Source organism: Nocardioides sp. WG-D5 (assembly GCF_054031175.1).
On record NZ_CM132928.1, the window covers coordinates 3,953,436 to 3,972,564 of the forward strand.

General features: G+C 70.8%; 15 protein-coding genes and 1 pseudogene. 11 read left to right on the plus strand and 5 right to left on the minus strand.

Translation table 11 applies throughout. The features are described 5' to 3' along the window. Nucleotides 1–4 precede the first annotated feature (4 nt). A complete protein-coding gene (locus ACWZJV_RS19185) occupies nt 5–724 on the minus strand; it encodes a succinate dehydrogenase cytochrome b subunit (RefSeq protein WP_457177901.1) in 720 nt (239 codons plus the stop codon). A gap of 108 nt (nt 725–832) precedes the next feature. Continuing rightward, nucleotides 833–1,936 carry a glycosyltransferase gene (locus ACWZJV_RS19190; RefSeq protein WP_457177903.1) on the minus strand — a complete coding sequence of 368 codons (1,104 nt, stop codon included), beginning with the start codon at nt 1,934–1,936 and terminating at the stop codon, nt 833–835. A gap of 146 nt (nt 1,937–2,082) precedes the next feature. On the opposite strand from ACWZJV_RS19190, the gene ACWZJV_RS19195 reads away from it, so the two are divergent. From ACWZJV_RS19195 to ACWZJV_RS19245, 11 genes are all read left to right on the plus strand, one after another. Further along, complete coding sequence (locus ACWZJV_RS19195; RefSeq protein ID WP_457177904.1) at nt 2,083–3,645, plus strand: sulfatase-like hydrolase/transferase; 1,563 nt, start codon at nt 2,083–2,085, stop codon at nt 3,643–3,645. Nucleotides 3,646–3,876: 231 nt separating this feature from the next. Continuing rightward, nucleotides 3,877–5,469 (plus strand): metallophosphoesterase family protein, encoded by a 1,593-nt coding sequence (locus tag ACWZJV_RS19200; RefSeq protein WP_457177906.1) that lies wholly within the window; start codon nt 3,877–3,879, stop codon nt 5,467–5,469. Nucleotides 5,470–5,495: 26 nt separating this feature from the next. Beyond that, a complete protein-coding gene (locus ACWZJV_RS19205; RefSeq protein ID WP_457177908.1) occupies nt 5,496–6,221 on the plus strand; it encodes a hypothetical protein in 726 nt (241 codons plus the stop codon). Between the two features lie 69 nt (nt 6,222–6,290). Continuing rightward, nucleotides 6,291–7,616 carry a HupE/UreJ family protein gene (locus ACWZJV_RS19210; RefSeq protein WP_457177910.1) on the plus strand — a complete coding sequence of 442 codons (1,326 nt, stop codon included), beginning with the start codon at nt 6,291–6,293 and terminating at the stop codon, nt 7,614–7,616. A 4-nt stretch (nt 7,617–7,620) separates the two neighbouring features. Then, complete coding sequence (locus tag ACWZJV_RS19215; protein ID WP_196875453.1) at nt 7,621–8,352, plus strand: GntR family transcriptional regulator; 732 nt, start codon at nt 7,621–7,623, stop codon at nt 8,350–8,352. Nucleotides 8,353–8,444: 92 nt separating this feature from the next. Further along, nucleotides 8,445–9,989, plus strand: coding sequence for a sulfatase-like hydrolase/transferase (locus ACWZJV_RS19220; RefSeq protein ID WP_457177912.1), 1,545 nt, complete (start codon nt 8,445–8,447; stop codon nt 9,987–9,989). Further along, the gene (locus ACWZJV_RS19225; RefSeq protein ID WP_457177914.1) at nt 9,989–10,360 is read left to right on the plus strand and encodes a DUF1707 domain-containing protein; all 372 of its coding nucleotides are present in this window, start codon (nt 9,989–9,991) and stop codon (nt 10,358–10,360) included. Before ACWZJV_RS19220 ends, ACWZJV_RS19225 begins: the two co-directional genes overlap by 1 nt. Nucleotides 10,361–10,476: 116 nt before the next feature. Beyond that, entirely contained in the window at nt 10,477–11,337 is an 861-nt protein-coding gene (locus ACWZJV_RS19230) for a hypothetical protein (protein ID WP_457177916.1), read from the plus strand. Nucleotides 11,338–11,579: 242 nt separating this feature from the next. After that, nucleotides 11,580–13,370 (plus strand): methylmalonyl-CoA mutase family protein, encoded by a 1,791-nt coding sequence (locus ACWZJV_RS19235; protein ID WP_457177918.1) that lies wholly within the window; start codon nt 11,580–11,582, stop codon nt 13,368–13,370. Then, complete coding sequence (gene scpA / locus ACWZJV_RS19240; protein WP_196875448.1) at nt 13,367–15,535, plus strand: methylmalonyl-CoA mutase; 2,169 nt, start codon at nt 13,367–13,369, stop codon at nt 15,533–15,535. Before ACWZJV_RS19235 ends, scpA begins: the two co-directional genes overlap by 4 nt. Nucleotides 15,536–15,596: 61 nt before the next feature. After that, complete coding sequence (locus tag ACWZJV_RS19245) at nt 15,597–17,318, plus strand: protein kinase domain-containing protein (protein WP_457177920.1); 1,722 nt, start codon at nt 15,597–15,599, stop codon at nt 17,316–17,318. On the opposite strand, the gene ACWZJV_RS19250 is transcribed toward ACWZJV_RS19245, so the two are convergent. From ACWZJV_RS19250 to ACWZJV_RS19260, 3 genes and pseudogenes are all read right to left on the minus strand, one after another. Further along, entirely contained in the window at nt 17,319–17,927 is a 609-nt protein-coding gene (locus ACWZJV_RS19250) for a TIGR03557 family F420-dependent LLM class oxidoreductase (RefSeq protein WP_457177922.1), read from the minus strand. Between the two features lie 119 nt (nt 17,928–18,046). Beyond that, nucleotides 18,047–18,304, minus strand: a pseudogene (locus ACWZJV_RS19255) (LLM class flavin-dependent oxidoreductase); the annotation flags it as partial. A 74-nt stretch (nt 18,305–18,378) separates the two neighbouring features. Then, nucleotides 18,379–19,116 (minus strand): SDR family NAD(P)-dependent oxidoreductase, encoded by a 738-nt coding sequence (locus ACWZJV_RS19260; RefSeq protein WP_231381479.1) that lies wholly within the window; start codon nt 19,114–19,116, stop codon nt 18,379–18,381. Nucleotides 19,117–19,129 lie beyond the last annotated feature (13 nt).

Genomic DNA, 19,129 nt, shown 5'->3' on the forward strand with positions numbered 1-19,129 from the left:
GTCCTTACGAGATGACGCCGAAGACGGTGAACAGGGGGACCAGCGAGAAGCCGCCGGCGACCACGATCGCGACGACCCAGCCGGCGACGCGGGCCCTGGCACGCGACTCAGCGGTGTTGGTGAACCCGAGCGTCTGGATGGCGCTGAAGGTGCCGTGGTGCAGGTGGAACGCGAGCGCGAGCATCGCGAGCAGGTAGATGATCACCATCCACCACTGCTCCGGCTGGAAGGCGTTGATCAGCAGCCGGTAGGGGTTCTCGGTGACGTCAGGAGCCTGTCCGCCCGCACCCACGTTGATCTTCACGATGGTGAACTGGAGCAGGTGCCAGACGAGGAAGAGGAACAGCGCCACGCCGCCCCAGCGCATGGTGCGCGAGGAGAGCGACGAAGCCTTGTTCTTCTTCACCGCGTACTTCACCGGCCGCTGCGCGTGCGCACGCTTCGCGAGTGCGATCGCCGAGCCGACGTGCGCCACCAGCGAGGCCAGGAGCACCACCCGGATGATCCAGAGGAGGCCGCCGTACGGCAGCATCGGCTCCCCGAACGTACGCAGGTGCTCGGCGTACTCGTTGAAGGCAAGCTCGCCGCTGAAGGCCTTGAGGTTGCCGTACATGTGCACGAGCACAAACAGGATGAAGACGATGCCGCTGGCCGCCATAAGGAGCTTCAGGGCGATCGTCGAGCGCGTCGACCGCGCGCCTTTGATCAGAGTCGTGGTTGCCACGGCACGCACGCTACTACCCCTCAGACCCGAACTTGTACGCAGGGAGTATGTGACATTGTCGTCTCTACCTGGGCGGGCGAGGTTACCGATGAGTATCGTTATCGCGAGTTAGGCAAGCCTAACAGCAGGTCCCGCATTCTCGGAGGCAGCGGCGTGAGATTGTGAGGTCCGGGCGTCGTTCAGTGTGACCAGACGGGTCAAGAGCTCGTCGACGGCATCGGTCCACGGCCGGGTCGCAGCCAGCTCGCGACCCCGGTCGCCCAGCAGGCGTCGACGGGGGTCGGAGACCACCGAGGCGACCGCGTCGGCGAGCTCGCGGCTGCGCGCCGGGTTGTAGAGCACACCGGTCTCCAGGTGCTGGACGATCTCGGCCGCGGCGCCGGCACGCGGGGCGACCACCGGGAGGGCGCTGGCCGCGGCCTCACGCAGGATGTGGCCGCATCCCTCCTCCTCGCCGGGGTGCACCAGCACGTCGAGAGAGGCCAGTGCGATGGCCAGGTCGCCGGTGCCCAGCGGCCCGGTCAGCTTCGCCTGCGGGACCCGCTGCTTGAGCCAGCCGCGCTGGGGTCCGTCGCCGATGATGACGAGGCGGATTCCGGGCACGGCGGTGAGCTCGGCGAGGCGGCGTACGCCATGGCTCTTGGCCAGGTTCCCGGCATAGCCGACCACGACCAGCGGGGTGGGACGGGACTTCGCCTTGGACCAGCGGCGGTGGAGCCAGTCGTCGCGCAGGCTGGGTGAGAAGGCGGCCGTGTCGACCCCCGGCTCCCACACCTCGGCGCGGACGTCGATCGCCGAGAGCACGCGACGGAGCCACTCGCTTGTGACGAAGATCTCATCCGCGTACGCGGCGATCGACGTGTCCCAGGTGAGTGCCGCCTTGGGGGAGATCGGGGACTGCTGGACGACCAGCGTGGTCGCGTCGGCGGCCGTCGGCGAGGCCAGCGCCTTGCGACCCAGACGCCCCGGGTCGAAGCTGATCACGACGTCCGGATCGAAGGACTCCAGCGCGGTGCGTACCTGCCTGCCGGTCTTGGCGATCGGCGAGACCCGGACGACACGGCTGTTGCGGTAAACCGGGAGGCCGGGGCCGGGCGCGATGAAACGCACCTCGTGGCCCGACTCGATCATGCGGTCGGCGATGGCCTTCACCGTGGTTGTGACACCATCGATGGTAGGAAAGAAGCTCTCGGTGACCAGCGCCATCTTCATGGGACCAGCGTCCTGCCCGGGGATGGCGAGTGCGCGACACGTGCGTTGATCTGGGATGAACCATCGGCATAGTGGCAGGCTGTCCGCGCGACCGGGCGGGCCCAGTCATGGCGACCAGTAGATGACCAGTGTGATGAGGACAATCAGTGGCGGTATCCAGGCGCGTCCGGGCGTTGTCGGCGGCACTCGCGGTGGCCGGAGTCGTGGGGATGTCGGGCTGTGGCCACGCGCCGACCCAGCAGCCGTCCGGTGACGGGGGCCAGCCCTCGACGCCGGCACCGGCCTTCGAGATGCCGGTGGAGAAGCCCAACCTGCTGATGGTGACCGTCGACGACCTCGCCACCGTCGACATGGACTACCTGCCGAGCGTGCGCAAGCTCGTCGGCGAGAGCGGGGTGACCTTCACCGACGCGGTCGCGCCGACGCCGATCTGCGTGCCGGCCCGGGCCTCGCTGCTCTCGGGGCAGTACGCCCACAACCACGGCGCGCACACCATCCACGGTCCCGAGGGCGGCTACCCCTCCTTCGACGACTCCGAGACCGTTGCCACCTCTCTGCAGGACGCGGGCTACACCACGGTGTTCACCGGGAAGTACCTCAACGAGTACGGCGAGGACGGCACCGACCGTGACATCCCTCCCGGGTGGGACGAGTGGCGCGCGACCGTCGACCCGTCGACCTACAACTACCTGGGCGCGAAGTTCAACGTGAACGGGCGCCTGGTGAAGCCGAAGGGCTACTCGACCACCGTCATCACCCAGCAGGCGCAGGCGGCCCTGCGAGACGCGAGGAAGAAGTCCGGGGCCGAGGCGAAGCCGTGGTTCCAGTGGGTCAACTACGTGGCGCCGCACATCGGCGGCCCGACGGAGAAGGGCGACCCCAAGCAGCGCTTCCCCGGCACCAAGGGCGCGATCGGCGTACCGGTGCCGGACCGGCAGGACCGGGACGCGTACGCCGACAAGCCGATCCCGCAGCAGCCGAACCTCTTCCCGGAGGGACGCAAGCAGTTCCCCAAGGGGTCGCCGTCACGGAAGAACCCCTCGCAGGTCGAGAAGGACGCCTACGAGCTCTCCTACCAGCGACGGATCGAGTCGGCGCGCAGCCTGGACCGCAACATCGCCTCCCTGCTCGGTGGGCTGAAGAAGAGCGGCGAGCTGGCGCGCACGCTGGTCGTCTTCACCTCCGACAACGGGTTCTCGAACGGCTACCACAACTTCAACGGCAAGCTCTGGTACTACGAGGAGTCCCTGCGCATCCCGGTCCTGATGAGCGGGCCCGGCGTGCCGAAGGGGCGCAAGGTCGCGACCACGCTCACCAACCCCGACATCGCCACCACGCTGCTCGCGGCCGCCGGCGCCGACGACCCGCACGAGCCCGACGGCGTCGACATCCTGCCGTGGCTGCGGGCGCCCGACCAGACGCGCGTGGTCCCGATCGAGGCGTGGCCGACCTCCGACGGCACCTCCCGGCTCTGGTCCGGCGTACGTGTCGGGCGGTGGACGTACGTCGAGCTGACCACGGGTGGCGTCGAGCTCTACGACCGCACCACCGACCCCTACGAGATGAAGAACCTCGCCGACGACCCGGACCATGCCGAGACGGTCTCGCAGCTGGCCGACCTGACCGAGAAGTATCGCGACTGCGCCGGCGACGACTGCCCCAAGGGGATGTACGCCGCCGACCGGCCGCTCGACCTCGAGGGCCTCTAGACGCTCCCCGGCTGATCCCGATGTGGCAACCACGCCGGATTGCCGCATCGCGTCACGGATATTTCATCTGTCTGCCGTGGTTTCGGGCTGCAGACGGACAATCACGCGCCACCTCGTTCGGATGGACTTGTCCAGACAAGTTCCCGGTGCCCGAGCACCGTGACCGAGACGAGGAGACCGATGATTCCCATCAGACGATCGTGGGGCGCGCGGCTTGCCGCTGGCGCCCTCGTGACTGTCGCGATCGCGGGTGGCGGCACTGTCGTCGCCCAGGAGCGCGCCGAGGCCGACGGCCCGGCCTTCGCGCTGCTCGACGAGCAGGTGCGGCTGCAGGACGCCCCCAGGCCCAAGGCCGCGGTCGGTGAGACCTTCCGCATCCCGGAGCCCGTCCCGACCGAGGAGAGCAGCTCCTTCCGGACCGGCGACTACGTCGTCTCGGTGACCTCGCCCGACGGCGTCACGGCGGAGATCTCTCCGACGGGCTCCGCGAGCGACCCGGTCTACGAGTTCACCCCGCAGACCCCCGGCGACTACCGGATCAGCTACTCGGCCGTCGGCGAGAACGGCACCGTCGACTTCGAGGACTTCGAGGTCGTCGCCGGCAACGGCGCCGAGGTCGAGAAGGCCCGTGCCGAGGCCGCGCGACGCACCGCCGACACCCACCAGCCGCAGGTGACCTTCGGCTCGATCGGCGACATCCACAACGAGTGGCGCGACCTCGACAAGGCCTTCGACCTCTACCACGCCCAGGACCTCGACGCGACGCTGTTCGTCGGCGACCTGACGAACAACGCCACCGCGGGCGAGTACGCCGGCCTGAAGGAGGTGCTCGACCGCCGCCTGGACGAGAACGGTGACGGCAAGGACGACATCTCCCTCGTCGCCGCGCTGGGCAACCACGACATCGGCTCGGGCATGACGGGCTACGACCTCTTCACCCAGTCGACGGGTGGCCAGCGGCCCAACGCCGACTACCTGATCAACGGCTACCACTTCATCACCGTCTCGCCGGGCGCCGGCGAGCTCGACGAGGAGACCGGCCGGCCGACCGAGCGCAGCACCGGCAACTACGCCTATGCCCGCGACTGGCTCCACACCCGCCTGGCCGCCGACACCGCCGAGCACCCGGACCGCCCGGTGTTCGTGCTCGTGCACCACCCCCTCAAGTGCACGCACTACGTCTCGAACGAGTGGTACGGCGCCGGCCTCTCCGAGGGCTGCGGCGACACCTTCAAGTCCGTCTTCGACAACTTCCCCCAGGCCGTCGTCTGGGGCGGGCACATCCACACGCCCAACAACATCTCCACCTCGATCTGGCAGGACGGCGGCTTCACGACCGTGAACGCCCCGCCGCTGGCGTACTTCGAGATGGAGAGCGGCGTCGACAACGACACGACGCCGAACGACGCGGGCGACAACGCGCAGACCGCGGTCGTCGAGGTCGCCGGCAGCGTCGTCAAGGTCAAGAACTACGACCTGCAGGCCGGCCGGTGGATCGACCAGACCTGGACGTGGGACGTCGAGGAAGCGATCAAGAACCCGCAGCGCAACTTCCCCTACACCGACCGCCGCGCGGCCAGGACAGCCGGCCCGAAGTGGCCCGCGGGATCGGCGGTGACCGTCTCCGACATCAAGGAGGACAGCGCGCAGGTGTCGTTCCCGCAGGCGAAGCCGGCGGCCAACGATGTCCAGGACATCGTCCACCTCTACCGCTACCAGGTCGTCGACAAGGCGACCGGGGCGACCGTCGCCGACTCAAGCAGTGGTCGGGCTTCTACATCCTTCCGCTGCCGGCCTCCCGCGGCCATGCGATCCGGAACCTGAAGGGCGACACCAGGTACGAGGTGCGGGTGACGCCCTACAACACCTGGGGCAAGGCGGGTGGGTCGATCTCGACCACCTTCAAGACCGCTCCGCCGCCGCCTCCGGTCGACCCGGCCGACTACCTCGTCTACCAGGACTTCGAGTCGGTGGCCGGCCAGCTCCAGTACGGCGTCGAGCACAACATGCCGGCGAACGCGAGCGTCCTCGGGTGGACCAAGAGCACGCCGGCGGGGTGGACGATCACCAACGCACCGGACATGCCCACCGGCACCAAGGAGATGAACGGCTGGTCGCTGATGACCAAGGCGTTCTGGCAGAACGGTGACGACCAGGACCGCAGCGGCTTCACGCTGGGCCGCAACGTCGTGGCCGTGGCCGATCCCGACGAGTGGGACGACGTCAACGACCCGGAGAGCCGCGGCCGCTTCGACTCGACCCTCTCCACACCCAGCGCGCCGATCCCGGCCGGGACCTCGCGCGTCTACCTCGCCTGGGACAACCACTACCGCGAGGAGGAGCCGCAGGAGGCCGAGGTCACCGTCGAGTTCGACACCGGCCAGAAGGTGCAGCTGGTCCACTGGACGCCGGCCAACACCCCCGACCTCAGCCAGGGCAACAAGACCGTCAACCTGCCCGTCGACGTGCCGGCCGGCGCGACCTCGATGAAGGTCAGCTTCCGGCTCTTCAACGCCATGAACGACTGGTACTGGGCCATCGACCACGTTCGACTCGACACCGAGCCGATCGTCTGACCCGCCGGAGGCCCCGCCCGGCGGAGTGCCGGGCGGGCCTCCTTCCCCACTTTCGGATCGAGGATCCTCATGACCGTTCCCACCGGCGTACGTCTCCTCGCCGCTGCTGCGCTGGCGCTGCTCGCGCCCGTCCTGCTGACGCTCCCGGCCTCGGCCCATGGCTTCACCTCCACGGTCTACGCCGAGACGACCCAGCGCGCCGACGGTGTCGTGAGCACCGAGCTCGAGATGGAGTACGTCCTCCTGGTCAGGTCGGTGGCGAAGGCCGAGGGCGACCCCGGGCTGGAGAGCGAGGCGAAGGCTGCCTTCCAGACCTCCGGCGCCGACGTCGGCCTGGTCGAGGAGCACCGGGACGCGGTGCTGGGCTACCTCGGCGACCGCTTCCGTGTCTCCGTCGACGGCCAGGACTGTGCGCCGTCGATGTCCGACGAGATCCGGACCACCGAGCGCGACGGCGTGCCCCACGTCGTGGTGACGCTCGAACATGCCTGCCGCGACGTGTCGGGCGACGTCGCGTACGAGATCTCCAGCGAGCTGTTTCCCGAGTCGGAGGGCTTCGTCGGGAACACCGAGACGATCGTGGAGTACTCGCTGCCGGACGCCTCCGGCAACACGGTCCTCACCGCCGAGGACCCGAGCTTCTCCACGGACGAGTCGTCGCCGACCAGGCTGCTGGAGTTCTTCGTCCTCGGTGCCGAGCACCTGCTCTTCGGCATCGACCACATCCTGTTCCTCGTCGCTCTCATCGTCGGCTCCCGCCGCCCGCGCGACATCCTGCTGGCCGCGACCGCGTTCACGGCGGCGCACTCGGTGACCTTCGTGCTGGCGAGCCTCGGTCTCGTGTCGGTCCCGGCCGCGATCGTCGAGCCCGTGATCGCGCTCTCGATCGCGGCGGTGGCCGCCTGGCACGTGTGGGGCTCGTGGCGCGGTGGGCGCCCCGGGCGCTCCGGTTCGCCGTCGCTCGGGGAGCCGGGTGGTGTCGGTCCTGCCCCGGTCGCCCCTTCCGGTGGCGTCCTCGCGGTGGTCGCGCCGGTTGGTACGGCGACCGAGACCGCGCCGATGACGGCGGGATCGTGGACGTCAGGATCGTGGATGTCGGGGGAGAGGGCTCGGCTCGCGGTGGTCTTCGGGTTCGGCCTGATCCACGGCCTGGGCTTCGCCGGTGCCCTCGGCATCGACGAGCCGTTCTCGTGGCGGCTGCTGGTCTCCCTCCTCGTCTTCAACCTCGGCATCGAGGCCGTGCAGCTCGTGATCATCGCGCTGGCCTTCCCGGTGCTGCTGGTCCTGCGGCGTCGGCAGCCGGTGATCGGCTGGTGGCTCGGCGTCGCCGCGGCCACGGGGGTCGCCGTCGTCGGGCTGTTCTGGTTCGTCCAACGTGTCCTCGGGACGGGGTGACCCGATGCGGGAGTCGAGGGCGTCGCGCCGCTACCACGCGGTCGCGGCGACGTTGGAGGGGCGGATCCGAGCCGGCGAGTACCCGCCGGGCAGGCCGCTCCCGGCGGTGTCCTGCCTGGCGCGGGAGTTCGGGGTCGCGCGCGGCACCGTGGAACGCGCGCTCGCCCGGCTGGAGACCGACAGCCGTCTCGTCTCCCACCACGGCCGGCACTGGCACCCCCATGTGGCCACGCGGCTGCAGAGCCTGGGGGTGCGGTCGTTCGCGCAGTGGGCGGTCGCGTCCGGGCTGAGCCCCGGCGGCCGGTTCGTCGATGTGGCGCGTGGCCGTGCCACCACCCTGGAGGCCCGCGAGCTCGGTGAGCGGCCGGGCAACCCGGTGCTGCGGGTGGTGCGGGTCCGCTCCCTCGACGGGGCGCCGGCCATGGTCGAGCACACCGTGTTCCCCGGCTGGCTCGCCCCGACCATCGAGGCGCTGCCGGTCGACGCGCCCTCGATCGTCGACGTGGTCGAAGCCGAGCTCGGTGTCCGACTCGCGCACGCCGAGCACCGGATCGAGGCTTTCGCGACCTCGGCCATGGACGGCCGCCTGCTCGGGGTCTCGCGGGGGAGCCCGCTGCTGCGGGTCGTCCGCACCGCGCGGTTCGCCGACGGTCGCGCCTTCGAGCTCAGCGACGACCGTTATCTGCCCGGCATCGTGTCCCTCTCGCTGGTGACCAGCACGGTCCAGGCCGACTGAACGCGCGTCCGGCGGACGAGCGCGGATTCTTCTGGAGGCGTCGTCGCGTTAAAGTAGACTAAATAACTCATATTACTGGGGAGTGTTTGGTCATGTCGGTCGGCAATCTGTTCACCCGCCGCAGGCGGGCAGCCGTGGCGACGGCTGCGATGAGCGCCCTCGCCGTGACCGGGCTGGTGCACGAGCCGGCCGCGATGGCGGCGGCCCCGACGCGTACGCCTGCTCTGGAACGGCCGGTGAATAAGCCGAACCTGCTGCTGGTCACCGTCGACGACCTCTCCTATCTCGACATGGACTACCTGCCGCAGGTGCGCAAGCTGGTCGAGCGGACCGGGGTCTCCTTCTCGGAGGGGATCGCGCCGACGCCGATCTGCGTGCCGGCGCGGGCGTCGCTGCTGACCGGGCAGTACGCCCACAACCACGGTGCGCGCACGATCGAGGGGCCCCACGGCGGATATGCGGCCTTCGACGACTCCTCGACGGTCGCGACGTCGCTGCAGGACGCGGGCTACGCGACGATCCTGGCGGGGAAGTACCTCAACGGCTACGGCGAGGGTGAGACCCGCGGCGACGTACCGCCCGGCTGGGACCAGTGGCGCGCGACCGTCGACCCGTCGACCTACAACTTCCGCTCGCCGAAGTTCAACGTCAACGGCGAGATCATCAAGTCGAAGGGCTACTCCTCGACCGTCATCACCGAGCACGCGAAGGCCGGGATCGCCGCCGAGCGCGGATCGGGGAAGCCCTGGTTCACCTGGGTCAACTACGTGGCGCCGCACCACGGCGGTCCCTCGGGGCCCGACGACCCGAAGAAGATCTACCCCGGCACCGACGCCGCCCTCTCGGTGACCGTGCCCGACCGGCAGGACCGCGGGTTCTACGACAACGTGCGGATCCCGGCGCGGCCGAACCTCTTCCCCGAGGACACCTCCGGCTACGCGAAGGGGTCGCCCGGTCGCGGGACGTTCAACCCGAGGAAGAAGGACGCGCTCCGGATCGCCTACCAGCGCCGGCTCGAGGCGACCCGAAGCCTGGACCGCAACATCGCCTCGTTGATCGGGTCGCTGAAGAAGAGCGGGGAGCTGAAGCGGACGCTGGTCGTCTTCACCTCCGACAACGGCTTCTCCAACGGCTACCACAACCTCAACGGCAAGCTGTGGCACTACGACGAGTCCCTGCGGATCCCGGTCCTGATGAGCGGTCCCGGGGTGCCGCGCGGCCGGACGGTGCGCACCCCGGTCACCAACCCGGACCTGGCCGCGACCCTGCTCGCGGCCGCCGGCGCTCGGCCGCCCCGTGCGTCCGACGGGATCGACATCATGCCGTGGCTGCGCGCCCCCGAGCAGATCCGCGCGATCCCCATCGCCGGCTGGCGGGTCGCCGACGGGAACCGGCAACTGTGGTCCGGCATCCGCGTCGGCTCCTGGACCTACGCCCGCGTGCACACCGGCCAGGTCGAGGTCTACGACCGCTCCTCCGACCCCTACGAGCAGCACAACCTCGCCGCCGACCCCGCCTCCGCGGAGACCGTCAAGGCGCTTGCCCGGCTGGCGTCCCGCTATGCCGACTGCGCCGCCTCGACCTGCCCGAAGGATCTGTACGCCGCCGGCCAGGCCCTCGACCTCGAGGGCCTGTGATGAGGATCGGCGACCTGGAGCGGGAGGCCGCGCGGGCGCGGCTCGTCGAGGCGTACGCCGCGGGGCGGATCGACGCGCCCGAGCTGGAGGCGCGCGCCGAGGCGGTGTGGGGTGCGGCCCGCGCCGCCGACCTCACCGCGGTGGTCGGCGACCTCGGAGAGGATCCCGCTCCGCCCCGCGCGGCAGGCTCCCGCTTCGTACGGGATCTTCTGGTGTTCCTGATCTGCGGCGCGATCGCCGTCGCTGCCTGGCACCTCACCGGGCGAGGCTTCTTCTGGCCGGTGTGGGTGCTCGTCTACACCGGTCTGCCACTGCTGCAGTTCCTGATCCCTAGGAGTGCTGCGCACGCCTGGCGTGCCTCGCGCTCCTAGGGATCGGGCGGGCTTCGTGGGATAACTGGTCCATGGGGGTCTCGGGGGAGTCTCGTGCGGACGACGACTCGTGGGAGCGCGAGCGGCTGCGTCTGCAGCTGGAGAGTCAACGGCGGATGCAGGACGGGGTGCTCACCCATGCTCAGCTCGTGGCGGCCGGCCTGACGCGTGCAGATCTGGCGCGGATGCAGCGGCGCAAGGAGCTGCGGCGGGTACATCCGCGGGTCTATGTCGATCACACCGGTCCGCTCAACTGGCATCAGCGAGCGTGGGCGGCGGTCCTCTACGCCGCGCCCGCCTATCTGTATGGCCCGAGCGCGGAGCCCCCGCGGACCGAGCAGCTCGCGCGCCCGGGCTTCGTCCCCGATCCGATCCATGTCGCGATCGATCAGAGTCGTCGGGTGAACGCGCAGCCGGGCATCGTGATCCATCGGATCACCAACCTCGAGAGCCATGCCTATGGCGGCACGCCGCCGAGGCTGCGGCTCGAAGACAACGCCCTGGCGGTGGCGCACGAAGCACGCTCGGAGATCGACGCGGTGGCGAGTCTCGCCGACGTCGTCGGACGGTCGTACGCCAACCCGGACTCTCTGCGCGCTGCCCTCGGACGCTTCCCGTCGCTGCGCCGGCGAGCGTGGATCGCGACGATCATCGACGACCTGGAATCCGGGACCCACTCCGTCCTCGAGCACGGCTATCTCGCCAAGGTCGAGCGCGCCCACGGCCTGCCGCAGTCCGACAGGCAGGTTCCGCGCACCACGCCGAGCGGCAGCCAGTTCCGCGATGTCGAGTACGAGGCGTACGGACGGTCGAGCTCGACGGCGCGCTGGGGCACGACACCTGGCGGGATCAGGCCCGCGACGCGGACCGTGCTCTCGACGACCTGGCCGCGACCGGTGCGGTCACCGCGCGTCTGCGCTGGCATCAGGTCTACGAATCGCCCTGTCGCACGGCCCTTTCTCTGGCTCGGATCCTGACGTTGCGAGGCTGGGCGGGAGTCCCCATCGCCTGCTCGGTCCAGTGCCCGCTTGGAGCAGAGGCCTAGGAGTGCCACGCACGTGTGGCGTGCCTCGTGCTCCTGAGGTCCGTAGCGGGAAAGGGTGCGCGCGCCCCCTCGCGCCGCGGTTTCTCCCCGACGTACGTTCGCTGCGTCTCAGTTAGCGGTTGTAAACCTCACACTTTGTGGTCACCGCCACTTCATCCGCCTAAGGTTCGATCCATGAACGACGCCGCTCGCGCCGACTCGTTGCGCCTTGCCCAGCCGGCGGATGCCCATTCCCAGGCAGAGTGGGAGGCGGCGACCGCTGCTGTCCTCCGCAAGAGTGGTCGGCTGAGCGCCGACGACGCCGACTCTCTGGTCTGGGACAAGCTGACCCGCACCTCCCTCGACGGTCTCCGGATCGCCCCGCTCGGGCTGCCGGACACGTCCTTCGCCGACGTGGCGCGCCCCACGCGCGCCGGCGCCTGGGACATCCGCTCGCTCGTCTCGGGCCTGTCCGGGGTGGACGCGAAGGCGGCCAACGAGGCGGCTCTGGTCGACCTCGACGGTGGGGTCTCCTCGCTATGGGTGGCCGCCGACGAGACCACCGACCTGAACGTACTGCTCGACAAGGTGCTGCTGGACCTGGCGCCGGTCGTGCTCGACGCGCCGATCGGTGCGGTCAAGGTCGCCCAGAACCTGCTCGCGCTGATCGCCGAGCGCGGCACCGGGCTGCACGCCGCGACGAACCTGGGTGCCGACCCGATGGGTGCGCTGCTGCGCGACCTGCCGCTGGCGCCGGACGAGGCGTTCGCCGAGCTGGTCGACCTCGCCCGCCTGGCCCAGGGGATCGGGGTGCGCGCGATCGTGGTCGACGCCACCGCCGCCCACGACCTCGGTGCCTCCGACGTGCAGGAGCTCGGCTGGTCGATCGCGGTCGGCGTCGCCTACCTGCGCGCGCTGACGGAGGCCGGGTTCTCGCCGGCCGTGGCGGCGAGCCTCATGGAGTTCCGCTACGCCGCCACCGACGAGCAGTTCCCGACGATCGCCAAGCTGCGGGCCGCCCGGCAGCTGTGGGCGCGAGTCCTCGAGCTCTCCGCGGCCGACGGCGTCGAGATGCGCATCCACGCGGTGAGCTCGCGGCCGATGCTGTCGAAGTACGACCCCTACGTGAACATGCTGCGCGGCACCGTCGCGGCCTTCGCCGCCGGTGTCGGCGGGGCGGACGCGGTCACCGTGCTGCCCTTCGACTCCGCCAACGGCGTGCCGGACGGGTTCGGGCGCAGGATCGCCCGCAACGTGTCCCACCTGCTGATCGACGAGTCCCACGTCGCGGCCGTCGCCGACCCCGCCGGCGGCTCCTTCGCCGTGGAGCGGCTGACCGCCGACATGGCCGAGGCCGGCTGGGAGGCGTTCATCCAGCTCGAGGAGGAGTGGACCGGGGCCAACGCCGTCGGTGGCCACGACTTCTCGCCGTTCCGTGACCGGATCGCCGCGGTCTCCGCCGAGCGGGAGAAGGCGATCGCGCGCCGCAAGCGCCCGATCACCGGGCTCACCGAGTTCCCCAACCTCGCCGAGACGCTTCCCGAGCGACCGGTCGACCCGCTCAACGAGCGGGTGGTGCGCTACGGCGCCTCCTTCGAGGCGCTGCGCGACACCCCTGCCACCGCCCGCGTCTTCCTCGCGACCCTCGGGACGGTCGCGCAGCACACCGCCCGGGCAACCTTCGCGACCAACCTGCTCGCCGCCGGCGGCATCGGCGTCGAGGTCGCGGGTGCGACCGCCGACGCCGAGGACCTCACCGGGAAGTACCGTGCGGCCGGTGCGCCCACGGTCGTCTGCCTGGCTGGTTCGGACAAGGCGTACGCCGAGTGGGGCGCGGCCGCGATCGCGGCCCTCCGCGAGGCCGGCGCCACGCACGTCATCATCGCCGGGAAGCCCGACGCCGTCGACGCCGAGGTGGACGACGCCGCCTCGATGGGCGTCGACGCGCTCGCCTTCCTGACCGCTACGAGGGAGAAGCTCGCATGACCATCCCCAGCTCCTTCAAGGGTCTTCCGCTGCAGGGCGAGACCCCGCCGTACGCCGCCGCCGCTCCCTCGGGCGAGGGCTGGCTGAGCCCCGAGGGCATCGAGATCCAGCCGGCGTACGGGCCTGCGGACCTCGAGGGCCTCGACGCGCTCGACACCTTCCCCGGCCTGAGCCCGTTCCTGCGCGGTCCCTACCCGACGATGTACACGACGCAGCCGTGGACGATCCGGCAGTACGCCGGGTTCTCGACCGCGGAGGAGTCCAACGCGTTCTATCGGCGCAACCTCGCCGCCGGCCAGAAGGGCCTGAGCGTCGCCTTCGACCTGGCCACCCACCGTGGCTACGACTCCGACCACCCGCGGGTGCGCGGCGACGTCGGCATGGCGGGCGTCGCGATCGACTCGATCTACGACACCAGGACGCTGTTCGACGGCATCCCGCTGGACCAGATGTCGGTCTCGATGACGATGAACGGTGCGGTGCTGCCGGTGCTGGCGCTCTACATCGTGGCGGCCGAGGAGCAGGGCGTTCCGCCCGAGAAGCTCGCCGGGACCATCCAGAACGACATCCTCAAGGAGTTCATGGTCCGCAACACCTACATCTACCCGCCGGCGGCGTCGATGCGGATCATCGGCGACATCTTCTCCTACACCGCCGCGAAGATGCCCCGGTTCAACTCGATCTCGATCTCCGGCTACCACATGCAGGAGGCCGGCGCGACGGCCGACCTCGAGCTCGCCTACACGCTGGCCGACGGCGTCGAGTACCTCCGGACCGGTCTGGCTGCCGGCCTCGACGTCGACGCCTTCGCGCCTCGCCTGAGCTTCTTCTGGGCGATCGGGATGAACTTCTTCATGGAGGTCGCCAAGATGCGCGCGGCCCGGGCGCTGTGGTCCCGGCTCGTGAGCCAGTTCGACCCGAAGAACCCCAAGTCGCTGTCCCTGCGCACCCACAGCCAGACCTCCGGCTGGTCGCTGACCGCGCAGGACGTCTTCAACAACGTCGGCCGCACCGCGATCGAGGCGATGGCCGCGACCCAGGGGCACACCCAGTCGCTGCACACCAACGCCCTCGACGAGGCGATCGCGCTGCCGACCGACTTCTCCGCCCGCATCGCCCGCAACACCCAGCTGCTCCTGCAGCAGGAGAGCGGCACCACCGAGATCATCGACCCGTGGGGCGGCTCCTACTACGTGGAGCGGTTGACCCACGACCTCGCCGAGCGCGCCTGGGCCCACATCCAGGAGGCCGAGGCGGCCGGCGGGATGGCCAAGGCGATCGAGCAGGGCATCCCGAAGATGCGCATCGAGGAGGCCGCGGCCCGCACCCAGGCGCGCCTCGACTCCGGCGCCCAGAAGCTGATCGGCGTCAACACCTTCCGGCTCCCCTCCGAGGACCCGCTCGACGTGCTCAAGGTCGACAACGACCAGGTCTACAAGCAGCAGGTCGCCAAGCTGGAGCGGCTGCGCGCGGAGCGCGACGACGAGGACGTACGCCGGGCCCTGGAGGCCATCACGAACGCTGCCGGGGCCGAGAAGTCCGCGGCGAACCTCGACGGCAACCTGCTCGCGCTGGCCGTCGACGCGGCCCGCGCCAAGGCCACCGTCGGGGAGATCTCCGACGCGATGGAGAAGGCATGGGGACGGCACCAGGCCGTGATCCGTACCATCTCCGGTGTGTACCGGGACGAGGCGACGACGTCGGGTGACTCGAAGGTCACCGAGGTGTTGAAGGCGACCAAGGAGTTCGAGGAGGCCGAGGGCCGCCGCCCCCGCATCCTCGTCGCGAAGATGGGCCAGGACGGCCACGACCGTGGCCAGAAGGTCGTTGTCTCGGCCTTCGCCGACCTCGGCTTCGACGTCGACGTAGGCCCGCTGTTCTCCACGCCCGAGGAGGTCGCGCAGCAGGCGGTCGACGCCGACGTACACATCGTCGGGGTCTCGTCGCTGGCTGCCGGTCACCTCACGCTGCTCCCCGCGCTCAAGGCGGCGCTGGAGGAGCAGGGGCGCCCGGACATCATGATCGTCATCGGCGGCGTCATCCCGCCCGACGACGTGGCGACGCTCGAGCAGATGGGCGCGGCCGCGGTCTTCCTCCCGGGCACCGTCATCGCCGACTCCGCCCTCGACCTGCTCGGTCGTCTGCGGGAGCAGCTCGACCACTGAGGTCGGACCGACCCGGAGTTTGTCCTCGCCGGGGGCGTCGGGCTCGTCTAGCCTCAGAGCTGTGACGGACCTACGCCCCGGGCGGGCATCCGGGAACGGGCTGGTGAGGGTGGGGGCCTACGAGCTCCTCACCAAGCTCGGTGAGGGCGGCATGGGCGTCGTCCACCTGGCCCGCCACGAGGAGACCGGCGAGCGGGTGGCGCTGAAGGTGCTGCGTACGCATGTCGTGGGGGACGAGGAGACCCGGGCCCGGCTGGAGCGCGAGGTCCGGTCGCTGCGGCAGGTGCGCAGCCCGTGGATCGCCGAGATCGTCGACGCCGACCCCTACGCGGACCTTCCCTACGTCGCGACCCGCTACGTCCCGGGGCCGACGCTCCACGACCGGATCAAGGACGACGGGCCGGTCCTCGGTGAGGACCGGTTCTGGCTGGCCCGCTGCCTCGCCGACGGCGTCGCCGCCTGCCACGACGCCGGCGTGCTGCACCGTGACGTGAAGCCCTCCAACGTGGTGATGGAGGGACGTACGCCGGTGCTCATCGACTTCGGGCTCGCCCGGGTCGCCGACGATCCCAAGATCACCCTGACCGGGTGGCTGGTCGGCACGCCGGGCTACCTGGCGCCGGAGATCCTGGAGGGGACGCCCGCGACGCCGGCCAGCGACGTGCACTCGTGGGCGGCCACGACCGCCTATGCGCTGCTGGGCAGGCCGCCGTTCGGGACCGGGCCGTCGATGGCCGTCCTGGATCGCGTACGCCGCGGCCAGCACGATCTCGACGGCATCGAGGGCTCGATGCGGGAGGTCCTCACGGCCGCGCTGGCGACCGATCCCGCGGACCGGCCGGGTCTCGAGGAGCTGCGTGAGTGGCTGATGGAGCCCGAGGTGCCGTGGTCCGGGGGCGACGCCGCGGCGGTGACGAAGGTGCTGCCGCTGACGATGCCGCTGGCCGCCGCACCCATGGACGCAGAGCTGAAGCCGACGCTGGTCGACCCGGACGCTGCCGGCGACGCGGTGACGGAGGTGGAGCCGCCGGCGGTGGAGGAGGTGCCGCCGACCGCGGTGACCGTCGCCGACGCGCCGGCCGAGCCACTGGTGGTGCGTCGGTTCGACCCGCAGCAGCCGCCACCGTCTGCTCCGCCGCGCGAGCCCGGGTGGAGCCCGCCCAGCAAGCACGCCAACCTCAAGCGCTGGCCGGGCCCGATGCACTTCCTGATCCTGGTCGCGCTCGCCGCGATCCTCGCCGGGATCGTGGCTGCCTACCCGTTCCTGGGCGCCACCCTCCTCGGCGTCGGAGTCTGGCTGCTGCGCGCCGCGTCGCTCGCCTCCGACCACCTGACGAAGCGCCGCGAGGCGCGCGGACGGAAGTGGTACGACGGGCCGTGGGCGCTCATCCGCTCGCCGTGGGACCTGGTGCGCGCCATCCCCGGCACGGCAGCGCTGACCGTGCTGACCGGCGTGATCGCGGCCGCCGTCGGCGTGGGGCTCCTGGCGCTGGGGGTGCCGCCGGCCGCCGTGCTCTACGCCGCCGCGATGACCTTCATGTCCGCCGCCTGGCTCGCCTCGCAGCGGGTCCGCGACACCGTCGGGCCGGTCGCCCGCGCCGCCTCGTCGCCTTCCCAGCGATGGGTCGTCGCCGTCGTCGGCCTGGCGATCATCGCCGCCGGCGTCGCCTGGTACGTCCTGCAGGTGGGTGTCTCGTGGACGCCCCTGGACGACGTTCGGTCGAGCCAGCTCCCTGATGCCCTCCGCGACGTCCTCCGCGACGTCCTGCGGCGTGCTCGGTGATCAGGGCGCGGCCGCGCGGAGCCGCTCGAGCAGCGGCCCGGCGGCCTCGGCCAGGAACCGGTCCTGGGTCTCGTCGCCGATCTGCACCAGCGCGACGTCGGTGAAGCCGGCCTTCCAGTAGGCCGAGACCGCCTCGACGATCGCGTCCAGGTCGGGACCGCAGGGCACCGACTCGGCGACGTCCTCGGGACGGACGAGCTGGGTGGCCGCGGCGAAACCGGCCGGCGTGGGCAGGTTGGCGTTGACCTCCCAGCCGCCGCTGAACCAGCGCATCTGCTCGTGCGCGCGGCGTACGGCGGTCTCCTCGTCGGGGTCCCAGCAGATCGGGATCTGGCCGATCGCCCGGGCCTCGGAGCCGATCCGCTTGGCGCCCTCGACACCGTTCCAGGTGTCGACCAGCGACGCCTCGGGCTCGACGGCGATCAGGTGGTCGGCGAGCGGGGCGAGTTCCTCGATGGCGCGTTCGCCGCCCACGGCGAGCCCGATCTCGATGGGCTCCTCGGGGAGGTCCCAGATTCGGGCCGAGTCGACCTGGAAGTATTCACCGCGGTGGTCGACGAGCTCGCCGGTGTGCAGGTCGCGGATGATCCCGACCGCCTCGCGGAGCATCGCGTGCCGTTCCTGGACCGCGGGCCAGCCCTGGCCGACGACACGCTCGTTGAGGTTCTCGCTGAGCCGAGGCCGAGCCGGAAGCGACCCTCGGCGAGCAGCTGGACGGTCGCGGCCTTCTGCGCCACCACGGCGGGGTGGTAGCGGAGCGTCGGGCAGGTGACGTACGTCATCAGGCCCACGCGCGAGGTCGCATGGGCGACCGCGCCGAGCACGCTCCAGGCGTACGGCGCGTGCCCCTGCTCGGTCAGCCACGGCGAGTAGTGGTCGCTCATCACCTCGAAGTCGAAGCCGGCCTCCTCGGCGGAGGTGGCGTAGCGGACGAGGTCGCGAGGTCCGCTCTGCTCGGTGAACAGGGTGTATCCGAGATTCGTCATGGTCGTTCTGTACCCATGTCCTGGGTGGCCATTCGTGTTGCGGTCTCACACCCTGCCGCGACGCGGCGCTGTGGTCACAGCCGCGCGAGGAGCGCCCCGCCGTGGATGCCGACGACCTGTCCGGTGGTGAACCCGGCATCCGGCGAGGTGAGGTGAGCCACCAGCGCGGCGATCTCCTCCGGGGCGCCGGGACGTCCGACGGGGATCTGCGAGGTGCGCTGCGCGATCAGCTCGGGGCTGCGGCGGGAGTCCCAGAACTCGGTGTCGGGGACGAAACCGGGAGCGACCGCGTTGGCGGTGATCCCGTCCGCCGCGACCTCGGCCGCGAGCCCGGTGATCCAGGTGTTGATCGCGCCCTTGGAGGCTCCGTACGACCCGGGGCCGCGCAGTGCCGCGATCGAGCTCATCGCGACGATCCGGCCACCGGGCCGAGCCAGTCTGGGCAACAGCGCTTCGACCGGGAGCACCGCGGTGAGCACGTTGAGCCGGTAGTCGGCCGCCCAGTCGTGGGCCAGCGCCTCGAGGTCGTCGCCGGTCGAGGGCGTGAGGCCGCCGGCATTGAGGACGAGCACGTCCACGCGGTCCGGGCAGGCATCGGCCAGGGCACGTACGTCGCCCGGGTCGGCGCAGTCGGCGACGACGTACGTCACCCGGTCGGCGCCCACGGCGGCGTTGATCTCCTTGGTCGCGGTCTCGAGCACCTCCGCCCGGCGACCGACGATGGTCACCTCGAGCCCGTCCGCCGCCAGTCGATCGGCGATCGCGCGTCCCAGTCCGGTCCCGCCGCCTGTCACCACCGCTGTTCTCGTCATCTCGGTCACGTCG